This is a genomic window from Pseudoalteromonas phenolica (genome assembly GCF_005886345.1).
GTDB classification, from domain to species: domain Bacteria; phylum Pseudomonadota; class Gammaproteobacteria; order Enterobacterales; family Alteromonadaceae; genus Pseudoalteromonas; species Pseudoalteromonas phenolica_A.
In genome coordinates this window covers 211453-224119 of sequence record NZ_PNEC01000009.1, presented here as the reverse complement: position 1 = coordinate 224119, position 12667 = coordinate 211453, and the positions used below count along the sequence as shown (strand labels likewise).

The following is a 12667-nucleotide window of genomic DNA, read 5'->3' as shown; positions in this document are numbered from 1 at the left end:
CAACCTCGTCATTCCGAACTTGTTTCGGAATCTATTTCTTAGTTTTTTAGACCCTGAAACAAGTTTAGGGTGACTGCTAAAACACCAAGCTCAACTACGTCATTCCGACTCAACCTCGTCATTCCGAAATTGTTTCGGAATCTATTGCTTAGTTAGTAGACCCTAAAATAAATTCAAGATAATGTAATAATTTAAGCATTTGTTATAGCACTAAAATGAATCTATAAATTTGCATATAAATCTAACCATTCAGGGTTATTTCCTTCAATAAGGTTAATCTTCCATTGCCGATGCCAGTTCTTTAACTGTTTTTCACGAGTAATTGCATGATACATATCTTCAAATAGTTCAAAATATACTAATTGACACACATTATAACGATGAGTAAACCCATCGGTTAGATGAGCTTTATGCTGATAGATGCGCTGCTTTAGATTACTAGTAACACCAATATATAGAGTACCTTTTGGTTTGGAGGCAAGAATATACACAGCTTTTGACATTTTGAATTCCTTTCAAAATAACAATTTTAGACCCTGAAACAAGTTTAGGGTGACTGCTAAAACACCAATCTCAACTACGTCATTCCGACTCCACCTTGTCATTCCGAACTTGTTTCGGAATCTATCTGTTAGTTTTAGACCCTGAAACAAGTTCAGGGTGACTGATAAAGCACCAACCTCATCTACGTCATTCCGACTCCACCTTGTCATTCAGAACTTGTTTCGGAATCTATTTCTTAGTTTTTTCGACCCTGAAATAAGTTCTGGGTGACTAAAAGTTAAAGTGTGCAATCAATCTAACAAGCTCAGTGCCTTTCTAAAAAACGTTGCCAATACACTGATGAATTGATTACGCGCACTGGTGCAATGATCTTCTTTAATAACTGTGGAGAGGGTTCTTTTAATAGGTCGTGATCTTTTAGACCTAATAAATAATGAAATGCAGGTTTGTTTAAGTGTTGAATGGCTGAAATACGAATTTGCTGTTCGAAGTTCAAACGTAAGCTACTCACAGATGTTTTGTGACCTTGCTGGTCAATACTTGGAATATCGCACTTTTGTAAATACCCTAAACGCTTACCTTCACCAGAAAACCAAATGCGTACTTTTTCACTGTAACGCCCTGTTTTGGCTGGCAGGTCAAATAGCAAACGCTGTTCGTTTTGGCTTTTCACAAACTCTAGATACGGTTCTAATCCAGCTTGCCATAACGAGGTATGAATAGGTACTACTCGGGATTGAATTTTCTGGTGTGTCGCAAATTTAAAGCAATGTACGCCCTCAACTTTGATCACATCATCAAGGGTTAAATTGCCAATTTCATCGCTATAAGCACCCGTATAGTAGGCAATAAGAGGTAACCAAAAATGCCAGTGCTTCGGTTGCTCGCGCTTCTGTTTTTCATCACCATAAATATAGCCATGAAACAAAGTATGTAGCTCCATAGCCGAAAACGCTCGGCGGCCTAAGTGCACTTTCATAAGCTAAAGCAAAACCTTATGGGTAAAGTATTTAACAGCTTAAGTTTAAATGCTTTAAAAAAAAGATAAACCACCAATTATAAAATTTATCTTTTCTTTACCTAGTACCTTGTTAAAGCACGAACTAAAAGCGCAACTTTACAGCTTTGATTGCGTTGTAATTTTAACTATGTCTGCCTGATGCGCACCAACTAAAGTTAAAAAGATCCCTTGTTAATTCACAACCAAAGAGCGATTACGTTTAATTTCATTACGATTTAAAGCAAACACTTCTTTACTGACCTGACTCTCAAAGTCATAGAAATATACACTGTCTGTATGCTGGTTACGTTGTACATAATATATGCCTGACTCTGTAACTTGCCAATTACCCCAATCTTCGCCTTGTAATGTGCTAATAACTTGTGTTTCTTGTTGATCGTTTAGCTGATAAATACCTTGGCTATTTTCTTTGCTATAAAACACGCCTCGCGAGGTTAAATAACCAAAACCAGCACCATTAGCTGTTACTTGTTTAAGTTGCTTGGTATTTAAATCGAATTGCCATAACTGCCAATCACCAGAACGATCACTACTCATCAAAAGTGTAATTAATGACTCATTCCACGATAGGTGCTTATAGTTAAAGTTATCATTGAGTAATTTGGTCCGTGTGTTCTTAGTCACACCATGCAGATATACATGACTGTTCGACTCTGCATTAGGCTTAAGTGGGTACACGACCATATTATTGCTTAGCATAACGGATGTGCCAACGACCCCTTCACTATTCGTTAATGCCGTACTTTCTCCTGTGGCTAAATTCTTATGCCAAATATCAAAGGTGCCGCTACGACTAGAAATAAATGCCATGTTGTTGCCCTGAACCGATGCATATAAATCACGGCCAGCAGAGCTTATGCTTACTTTAGTCGCCCCCAAATTATCGCGTTGTACAATCTGCTCAATCGATCTATGGCGGCTATATAAAACGGTCTTTTCTTGGCTGTGGGTTGCCAAATTAAAAGCAGTACCATCTTTAAATGATGGCTTGATGGCTTGAGTCGCAGGGTTTAATTGCCATGTTCTGGCGCTCTCTTGATGTAAGGCATCAATAAGTAAGTGATCACCACCCGCGGTCCACGCGAGTCCATATATAGGCACTGACAGCTTGGTTAGCCTTTACTCTTTACCTTGTTCATCAATAAGATACACATCTGATAACGTGTCTTTGGTACGAATAAAGGCAACTGCTTGGCTATTCGGATGAATACTGATCTGAGTGTCTTTTTCACCGCGTTTAAGAAATGAAATTTGCTGACGTGCGTTCGTGTCTGGCTCGAAGCGAAATAATGCAGGCGTATTTTGCTCAGTAAAATCACTAATAACCAAGTATTTGCCACTTTTTGCCCAGTCTAAACCTCGATGAAAGCGCTCGTAATAACATGCGCTCATTGACTGCTCTTGCCCAGAAACCAGATCCCGATTAACTTGTCATTACAATATTGCTCATATTCAATGCAATCCGCTAAATAGTTCCCTTCACCTAATGGGTTTGTATGGTCATAGCCATCAGCCCCTATATCAGCAAATGATGGTGCATGTGGATTGATCCCTGTATCAAGTACGCCCACAATCATCCCTTCCCCCATACTCCCCATTAAAGTGCCTGACGTACCATGCCATGCAGCCGGCGCTTTAATAAATGCAGGACCAGTATCTGTATGCAAGGCTTTAAGCTGTACCTTGTGTACGAACCTTACACCTGCTTGATTTTGTAGCAACGAAACCTCTTCTTCAGAAAGCCTTGCTGTAATCGCATTCGCGACATAATTGTATTCATTTTCAATAACCAGATTGCGCTTCAGCACGCTTTGTACTTGGCTAAGTAAACTCGCACGTTGTTGTAGTTGTTTTACATACGTTTGGCTGGCACTAGAGTGCACATTCAGTTTACGGTGTTTATTTAAATGCTGAGCTTGCGCACTCGCTTCAAGCTGGCTTGATAACTCGCCAAAGGAGCTTGCTCGAAGTGAATAAAATAAAGATCTGATATATCTCTTGGTGTTGAACCTTTCTGAGTATTTACTACTTTGCTTGGCTGTAGCTCTGCGTTTGGTTTAATCGCAATTGCTGATGTGCTTCCCATGACCATGGCCAATGAAGTGGCTAGCACGGTTTTTTGAAAAGACCTTGTCATAATGTTACCTAGATTATTGTTATGATTTATTGAGCAGCGCTTATGCTGCTGTGTTAATGCTAGGTGATAAATAAGTTAATTTTATGGAGCAAGCAAGACCCGTTAATTCTATGTGTTTAATACTTCATTTTTTATCATTTTTATATATTTCATAAAGTTACATAAAATTCACTTATACAAAAATACGATGAAATTAGGCCATAAAGTCATACTAAAATAGCCGCATAGACTGAAAATATTCGCTATTAGTGAAAGAGGGGGAAAGTGATTAACACGTTAAAACATGAGTTTTTAAGGTAAGTTTGTAGTTGAGAAAGTTATTGTTAGTGAACAGTAAGGAGAATTTAAAAATAGAAAAGCGTGGTCAAAACCACGCTTTTTACATCTAGATATTAGCTTACAGGCACTAAATATTTTTTATGAATTTTGTGAACTCAGGACCTAATGCTTCGTCACGCATTGCATATTCAACAATGGCTTTTAGGTAACCCATTTTATCACCACAATCATGTACTCGACCGCTCATATGGAAAGCTTCTACTGTCTCTTGCTCCATTAGCATATCGATTGCATCGGTTAGCTGAATTTCACCACCAGCACCAATTGGTGTTTTCTTAAGGAGTGGCCAAATGTTTTTAGACAACACATAGCGCCCTACTACAGCAAGGTTTGAAGGTGCATCTGCAACTGCAGGCTTTTCAACCATTGTCTTGATTGGCGCACTTTCACCAGCTCTTAGCTCAGCACCGTTGATATCAGCAATACCGTACTTGCTCACATCTTCTTGTGCTACAGGCTCAAGCATGATTTGGCTAGCACTTGACTCTCTAAAACGAGCAATCATAGCAGCTAAATTTTCAGAGCTTTGATCTGCCGTGTACTCATCTAGAATTACATCCGGTAGTACCACAACAAAATCATCTTCACCGACGATTGGACGCGCGCACATAATCGCATGACCCAATCCTTTAGCTTCACCCTGACGTACATGCATAATGGTTACGTCTTCTGGGCAAATACCGCGAACTTCATCTAAAAGCTTACGCTTTACACGCTTTTCTAATGTAGCTTCAAGTTCAAAACTTGTATCAAAGTGGTTTTCGATGGCATTTTTAGAAGAGTGTGTGACTAACACTATCTCTTTAATACCAGCAGCAACGCACTCTTTCACAATGTATTGAATAAGAGGCTTATCGACTAAAGGTAGCATTTCCTTTGGAATAGCTTTCGTCATAGGGAGCATGCGAGTACCAAGGCCCGCTACTGGGATAACTGCTTTCATAATTCGTCCAATTTATTATTTATCGCCATATTCTTTGGCATTTTTGTTATTTTAACGGGCTTTTGAGGCGAATTACAAACCCTAAAGTATTTTAACGAATACTACTCTGGAATTTGTATTTCTGTTTTTGATAATAAAGGCGCTAACTTATTCTTAAGTGCTTGTTTTGAAAATGTATCGCCATGTACAAGCTTGATCACGCCTGGCGGGCTTTTCATCTTAGTTGCAAACCGAATTAGGCCTGCTTGATCTGCGTGGGCTGAATAGCCGCTGATAGTATGAATCGCAGCCTTGATATTTACATGTTGGTTATTAATAAACACGTACCCACCTCTCGAACCATATTTTTGAATATCTCTCCCTAAAGTACCTTTAGCTTGATAACCCAAAAATAAAACGTCTGCTGTAGAGTCGGGTAAAAATGCTTCTGAGTAATTCACGATACGCCCGCCATTACACATGCCGCCAGCAGCAATCACAATCGCGGGCTTATTTCGCGTTCTTAGATAATTCACCACTGCAACATGCTCTTTGTGGCTACCTATTGTGACAACACTAGAAAAGTCCAAAGGGTGTCGCCCTTGTTTTACACGTCGTTTGGCTTCGGTATCCCACAGTTCTTTAAATTCTAGATAAAACTCTGTGAAATTGGCTGCCATAGGTGAGTCGATAATGACTTCGATACCTGCCATACTGACTTTTTAGGTACGCTATGAATAATTTGCTCTAGTTCATACAATAACTATTGAGTTCGACCAATACTGAAAGCAGGGATAAGCACAACACCATTATCACTAACCGCTTTCTCAATCACTTGTTTTAGCTTTTTAGTACGCTGTTTTCTGCCATCATGGTTTTTGTCACCATAAGTTGATTCCATTACGAGCACATCGGCTTTATAAGGAGGTTTTGGCGTAGGTAAAAGGGGCGTGTAAGGCGCACCCAAGTCACCTGAAAAAACAATGCGCTTAGCGCTTTTGCTTTGTTTCTGGTATTGCCCTATATCAATTTCAACATAGGCAGAACCCAATACATGACCTGCACGCTGAAATCGTACTTTTGTCTCAGACTCGCAGCTTAAATTAACTTTATGCCATTGATTAAACTCTAAAGGTACAATCAGTTTTTGTAACAACTTGAGGCAGATATTAATTAATGCTTGTTCTCGTGTAACACCTACTTTCAGTGAATCTTCTATCACCAGCGGTAATAATTTGGCGGTTGCAGGGCTACATTAAATAGGTTTGTTAAACCCGACTGCCAACAGATATGGAATACGGCCTACATGATCAATATGACAATGGGTGATAATAAGTGCTGAGACGGTTTGAATATCAAATTCGATATTTAGAGATTGCCGTGATTCTCCTCCTTGAAACAAGCCACAATCGATGAGCAAGCTAGATTGCTCATTAATAACCAACTCATGACAAGAACCAGTTACCCCTTGGGTTGCGCCATGGTGTTTAATAATTATTTCGCCATCTCCGTTTGGCATAATGTGCTCCTTTTTCAAACAAGAGCAACAGTATCTAAGTTACAGGCTTGGGTAAAGTGAAGAAAACGATGGTTGGTGAAGAAATAAATTGGATAATTGAGTACTCCATAGTAGCTAAACCAATCACCTGTAGGTTGTGCTTTAGCGCAACATGGTTTTTACAACTCCCCTATATTTGAATTACCCGACATAAAGTCGGTGCTACCGAAACGTAAAACACCTTGTCGTTATGAATAACGACAAAACTACAGATTGAGTGCTCTATTGCAGCTGTTAGGATACTCATTTCACCTTGCGCAAAAATAACCTTGCTTCGCGCACTGTAAATAAAAAGCTCTGGATGCAGTGTTGTTTTACATCCATGTAGCTTCGCCCATCGGGTATCCATACCCTCACCTCCTCGTGCTGCGAAACTTCGTTTCGATACTTAATTAATATTGAGTCGCAATACTTCCATGTAGCTTGTGTCCGGTTCGGCCATCCAAGGCCTCACGCTCAACGCTAGTCTTGCTGCGCACACTCGCAAGCCTCAAGACGCGTTTCGCCCTTACGCACAGGTAACCTTGCTTCGCAACGCATATTTTTCACTAATACAAAAAAGCGCTGGATAAACCAACGCTTCTTTAGAACTGATATTGCCCGCTTACAACTAATCGCTACCGAATAAATCTCGGGTATAAACTTTTTCTGCAACATCAGACAACTCTTCATTCATGCGGTTAGAAATAATTACGTCTGTCGCTTTAAGCTCTTCTAATGATTTAACCACTTTCGAGTTAAAGAAAGAATCACCATCAAAAGAAGGCTCATAAACCACGACTTCTACACCTTTCGCCTTAATGCGCTTCATGATGCCTTGAATTGCAGACGCTCTAAAGTTATCAGACCCTGACTTCATCACTAGCCTGTAAATGCCAACTACTTTTGGGTTCTTTTTTAACACTGATTCAGCAATAAAGTCTTTACGTGTAGTATTTGCATCTACAATTGCTTTAATCATGTTGTTTGGCACATCCTTATAATTTGCCAACAACTGCTTAGTATCTTTAGGTAAACAATATCCACCATAACCGAAAGATGGATTGTTATAGTGGTTGCCAATACGCGGGTCTAAGCCTACACCTTGAATAATTTGCTTAGAGTCAAGACCGTGAGCTTCAGCATAGCTATCAAGTTCATTGAAATACGCCACGCGCATAGCAAGGTAAGTATTTGAAAACAGCTTAATTGCCTCAGCTTCAGTAGAATCGGTAAATAATACTTCAACCTCTTCTTTTCTGGCACCTTGCTTTAGTAAGTTAGCAAATACCTCAGCTCTTTTACTTTGTTCACCAACAATAATTCTTGACGGGTGCAGGTTATCGTATAGCGCTTTACCTTCTCTTAAGAACTCAGGTGAAAAAATAACATTATCAACACCAAACTTTTCGTTTACAGATTTTGTATAACCTACTGGTACTGTCGATTTGATTACCATAGTCGCACTTGAATTTATTTTTAAAACATCTGCGATTACAGACTCAACACTACTTGTATTAAAGTAGTTTGTTTCTGGATCATAGTCAGTAGGTGTTGCAATCACGACAAAGTCAGCACCTTGTAGTGCCGAATCTTTATTTGTAGTTGCTGTAAAATTTACTGGCTCATTCGCTAAAAAGTGAGATATTTCAGTATCGACAATCGGGGATTTCTTATCTTTTAATAGTTGGACTTTATTTTCATCAATGTCTAAAGCAACTACCTTGTTACTTTGAGCAAGCAATAAAGCATTCGAGAGGCCTACGTAGCCTGTACCAACTATTGTTATTTTCATTAAAATTCCATATTTACAGTTCAAAAACGGAATTATATTACAGTATTAATTGAGGAGTTCAAACCACCTATCTATTCATTAATACATGAAAAGCCACATATTATATTATTAATAATTTGGCAGTAATAACATTCAAGCTTTTCGACATGAACTTAGGCTTAAATAAAATTCAACAAGCCGTCTGTAAGCTGACCTACAGCTCAAAAAAGTTTTTAAATTGACGCCATAAATGACGGCCTACAAAGCTACAAATTGAGTAATCTATAGTAGCTGTTAAGATTGCTCATTTCACCTTGATCAAAAATAACGACCAAGGCAATAAATAAACCGTTCACCTGTAGGTTTTGCTTTAGCGAAACAAATTTTTTAAGTTGGTGTTATAAACTGAATTGCACAATATAAACTCAGTGCTAGCGTACGTTTCATCACACTACCGCCATAAATAACGGCCTACAAAGCTACAAATTGAGTACTCTATAGTAGCTTGTTAAGGTTACTCATTTCACCTTGCGCAAAAATAACCTTGCTTTGCAACGTATATTTTGCACGATTAGGCCTCACGCTCAACGCTAGTCTTGCTGCGCGCACTGTAAATGGAAAGTGCTGGATGCTATGTTGTTTTACATCCATGTAGCTACGCCCATCGGGTATCCATAACCTCACCTCCTCGTGCTGCGAAACTTCGTTTCGGTTTTAATAAGAGTTGAGTTGTAATACTTCCATGTAGCCTGGGCCCGATTCGGCCATCCAAGGCCTCACGCTCAACGCTAGTCTTGCTGCGCGCACTCGCAAGCCTCAAGACGCGTTTCGCCCTTGCGAAAAAGTAACCTTGCTTCGTAACGTATATTTTGCACAAAAAAGCGCGCTTCACAAACATGAACCGCGCCTTATACTAAGCTCGTTGGCTAGCAAACGTCACGCTCGCTAACTCGCAACTTATAACTTTTAGAATCTTACTTATAAGTCAAATAAGCTTCTCTTAATCTTGCTAAATTCGCATACACATAACTACTAGAGTTACGACCTTGGTTCAAGAATGTACGTTCCATATTGATACGCGTATACATCTTAGACGCCTGCCCTCTAACTAATGCATTATGCGACTCACCAACACGCGTTGTTACCCCATGACGCCAAGCTTCATTGCCTTTAATTTGCCCATAAGGTGTAACAGACATATCTTTACGTGGACTCAATGGAATACTAAACGCAATACCAACTTGTTGGGCAACTGTGTCGGCCGCATAAATGGCAATATAACTATCACCAAACCAGAAACGGCTTTCTATTTTTACACCTTCATCAAGCGCCCAGAATTTACCCATACTGGCATGAAGCGTAATATCTTGCTCTGACCAATTATATTGATATTCAGCTAAATAATAATCACGAGAAGCATCATAATCTTGATACTCAAATTTAGCGATATTTGCACTTAACTGATGGCGACCGCCAGGGCTTACCCAAGTGGTTTCATTAATCACACCATAATATTCATGGTAGTTTCTGAACATACCCACTTGCGTCAGATTATGTATATTAAAAGGTAGCTCTAACACCTGATAGAAAACGGCTTGATCGAGCCCGCCTTTTAGGCGACGTCCATCGAATGAATCACCCTTTTCAAAATCTTCAGTATCCGCAAGCACTTTTTGCATGGTCACATTTACACCAGCACCTTTCCAAAGTGGCACTTCTACATCAGCACGAAGCGCGAGTGAAAAGTCATACACACCTAACTCAGTTGCATAGGTCGCGGCTAATGCGGGAGCGAAAGTAACTCGAGGTAAAAAATACGGGCTTTGCTCTGCAGTATTGCCCACCCATGTCATGCCCGATGGCGTTGCAACACTACCTTGGCGAACATCAAGATCTGGGCTTACCCCTTCAGCAATAAACTGACGATAATTATCAACAGAGCCTTGAATATTCAATAAACCAATATCACTTTTTTCTAGCTGAATTAAGAAACGAGCATGTTCTTTGGTAATGTACTCACCAATGCGACCCATAACAAGACCTAATGCATCCAGGTCGTTACGATTAAATACTCTGTTTTCAAATTTAACCACTACGCTTGGAGTTTCGTTAAAACCAATACTGAGGTTTTCAAACCCATCTTCAATTAAAGCGAGTTTTAAGCGATGTACTTGACTGCTCAAAGAAACGTTTTGCTTATTCTTAGACTGAGCTCTATAAGCTTCCGATTTTTCTGCCTTAGTAATCACTGGTTTTTGAGACTCTGACACTCTATGGTTAATTACGGTTGGTTTAGATAAGTCAGAAGGCTCTGAATTTTTCGCTACAACAATAGCAGGCGCAGGTTTTATTTCTTTGTAGTTTTTACGTGCCTGACTAGATAACGGCATAGTAAAGTTGACGCCATAATATGTGCTATCATTTTCTGAATAGTCGGTATTGCTATAAAAACGGCTAGTAAAAGTAAGTTCACCAATATCAAATAGCCACTCTTTTGGCACTGTTAAGCGCGCAGCTGCGTTTATCGCTTCGGCATCATGCTCTACCTGTAATGCAAACCAGTCTAGCGGCATCCACTCGATACCACCAAAAGCGCCATTCATCATACCTGTTTCATGATCACTCTTAGAAGCACCTAATGAGAATCTAAAATCAGACCATTCTTTTGAGGCTACAGCGAAATAAGTTTCATAACGATTCGCTGCCCCACCAATATCTTTAGCGCCTAACGCAATAGAAAACCAATTATTTGGTATGACTGGTAATGTATACTTAGCATTAAATGACAAATCCCTTATTTGTCTTATAGGCTCATTTGATTCGTAAGAAAATAAGTTATCATGCATTGAGTTTGTTGCAATTAAACCACTAACCTCAAATTCGTCAAATAACCCAACAGAGAAAATAAAGTTGTGCCCCTTAATATATTCATTACCTGAATAGTCTAGCTGATTATTGTATGAAAAGTCGACTAAACCAGGTCGTTGACTACCCGCTATTGGTGTATTAATAATTCCAGAAAAACCTGAAAAGTTTTTGTAGCTTTTATTAGACTCACCTGCAAATGATTGATGAAAGAAAGTTACACACAGACCTACAACTAGACGGTTACAAAACGATACGTTCTTCATTTACCAAAGTATCCTAGAATATGAAATTGCAATTTTTGTTTTTATGATGCTTTTTTGATTACCTTCGCAGATTCATCGCATGTATTTTTACCTTCCAGATTTAGTTGAGCTACGGACTGTTGAGATTTTAAGCTACTAAAAAGGCCAAATTTCCCCCTTAAAAAAGCCGAAATTTTCCATACATTACTTAAAAACAGATAATAACAAGTAAATAAAAAAACAAAGCTATAAAACATATAAAAGTCAGGTACTTTATAATAGTCCGAAATCACTCCAATAGTAGCTAATAAACCACTGATAAAAAATATAAAAGAAGTAGTCTGAATTGAGCTTAGCCCAAGCCTTTGGAATATATGATGTAAATGCTCCCTGTCAGGTTCAAAAGGTGACGCCCCCCTTTTCACCCTACGTAACATTATTGCAACCATGTCCATTAGGGGTATAGCTATAATCCATAAGGCTGTCACAGGTCTAACACCAAGATTATTAACACCTGAAGACTGAGGTTGACTAATACTGACCAACATCCAAATCACAGAAAAGCCAATCAGCATACTACCTGCATCACCCATAAATACTTTCCTCTCCCTGCCTAGCACCCCCAAATTCATAAATAAGTAAGGCACTATAGCAGCAATTAAGAAAGCACTTAGCAAAACTACGCTGTGATTATCGTTTGCAAGAGCCAAAACTAAAATACTTGAAAAAGTCACAATGGATAGACTACCTAACAAGCCATCAACACCATCAACCATATTGAAGGCATTAATAGATGCAATTACTGCTACTATAGTCAAAATATAGCTTGCATAGCTAACATCTATATGACCAAACCCAAAAAGGTCACCAAGTGACTGTAATTGGTTACCTGTGTGATACATCATTAAAACAGCAACCAAACACTGAATTAACAATCGTACTTTTACACTAAGGTCAAACTTATCATCTAGAGCACCAACAAATGTTAACGCTATCATTAAATACAAAAATACAAAAGGCTCAGAGATTGAGGAATGATTTGAAAAAACGAAGTAAGATATTGTAATACATATAGAAATACCACCAGCAAGAGGGATATTTCCTATATGTAACTTCCTTGAACTTGGCTTATCGACCAGATGCAACCTTCTAGCGACTTTTCTAACTAAAAATAGTGTTGCAAACGAAAAAAAGCATACAAATAACAGTTCAAAAAAAACTAAACTATCCATATAACAAAATTCCTGATTTTGATTAATTCAAACATACTTGCTTTAAGCATATCATAATGTATTTGCATTACTAGCTTGGATAATTTATCAA

Annotated in this window: 11 protein-coding genes and 1 pseudogene; all 12 read right to left on the bottom strand. The window is 38.8% G+C overall.

The window, feature by feature from the left end:
- Nucleotides 1–221 precede the first annotated feature (221 nt).
- The 12 genes and pseudogenes from CWB72_RS05595 to wecA all read right to left on the bottom strand — a co-directional run bounded on the left by CWB72_RS05595 (nt 222) and on the right by wecA (nt 12576).
- On the bottom strand, nt 222–503 hold the full coding sequence (locus tag CWB72_RS05595; protein ID WP_138629814.1) for a GIY-YIG nuclease family protein: 282 nt from the start codon (nt 501–503) through the stop codon (nt 222–224).
- 305 nt (nt 504–808) lie between these two features.
- Nucleotides 809–1483 carry a hypothetical protein gene (locus CWB72_RS05590; RefSeq protein ID WP_171037226.1) on the bottom strand — a complete coding sequence of 225 codons (675 nt, stop codon included), beginning with the start codon at nt 1481–1483 and terminating at the stop codon, nt 809–811.
- Between the two features lie 213 nt (nt 1484–1696).
- Nucleotides 1697–2626, bottom strand: a complete 930-nt coding sequence (locus CWB72_RS05585) for a PD40 domain-containing protein (protein WP_138629812.1) — start codon at nt 2624–2626, stop codon at nt 1697–1699.
- 18 nt (nt 2627–2644) lie between these two features.
- Nucleotides 2645–2917, bottom strand: coding sequence for a hypothetical protein (locus CWB72_RS05580; RefSeq protein ID WP_138629811.1), 273 nt, complete (start codon nt 2915–2917; stop codon nt 2645–2647).
- Complete coding sequence (locus CWB72_RS05575) at nt 2914–3408, bottom strand: protease inhibitor I9 family protein (RefSeq protein ID WP_138629809.1); 495 nt, start codon at nt 3406–3408, stop codon at nt 2914–2916. The genes CWB72_RS05580 and CWB72_RS05575 overlap by 4 nt, the downstream gene beginning before the upstream one ends.
- Before the next feature lie 20 nt (nt 3409–3428).
- Nucleotides 3429–3662, bottom strand: a complete 234-nt coding sequence (locus CWB72_RS05570; RefSeq protein ID WP_138629807.1) for a hypothetical protein — start codon at nt 3660–3662, stop codon at nt 3429–3431.
- Nucleotides 3663–4068: 406 nt separating this feature from the next.
- On the bottom strand, nt 4069–4944 hold the full coding sequence (gene galU, locus CWB72_RS05565; RefSeq protein WP_138629805.1) for a UTP--glucose-1-phosphate uridylyltransferase GalU: 876 nt from the start codon (nt 4942–4944) through the stop codon (nt 4069–4071).
- Between the two features lie 101 nt (nt 4945–5045).
- Nucleotides 5046–6421, bottom strand: a pseudogene (locus CWB72_RS05560) (MBL fold metallo-hydrolase RNA specificity domain-containing protein).
- 190 nt (nt 6422–6611) lie between these two features.
- Nucleotides 6612–6830 (bottom strand): hypothetical protein, encoded by a 219-nt coding sequence (locus tag CWB72_RS05555; protein ID WP_138629803.1) that lies wholly within the window; start codon nt 6828–6830, stop codon nt 6612–6614.
- Nucleotides 6831–7091: 261 nt separating this feature from the next.
- Nucleotides 7092–8255, bottom strand: a complete 1164-nt coding sequence (locus CWB72_RS05550) for a nucleotide sugar dehydrogenase (RefSeq protein WP_138629801.1) — start codon at nt 8253–8255, stop codon at nt 7092–7094.
- Between the two features lie 953 nt (nt 8256–9208).
- The gene (locus CWB72_RS05545; RefSeq protein ID WP_138629799.1) at nt 9209–11365 is read right to left on the bottom strand and encodes a YjbH domain-containing protein; all 2157 of its coding nucleotides are present in this window, start codon (nt 11363–11365) and stop codon (nt 9209–9211) included.
- Nucleotides 11366–11406: 41 nt separating this feature from the next.
- Nucleotides 11407–12576: a UDP-N-acetylglucosamine--undecaprenyl-phosphate N-acetylglucosaminephosphotransferase gene (wecA, locus tag CWB72_RS05540; RefSeq protein ID WP_138629797.1), complete on the bottom strand. Its 1170-nt coding sequence runs from the start codon at nt 12574–12576 to the stop codon at nt 11407–11409.
- Nucleotides 12577–12667: the final 91 nt, after the last annotated feature.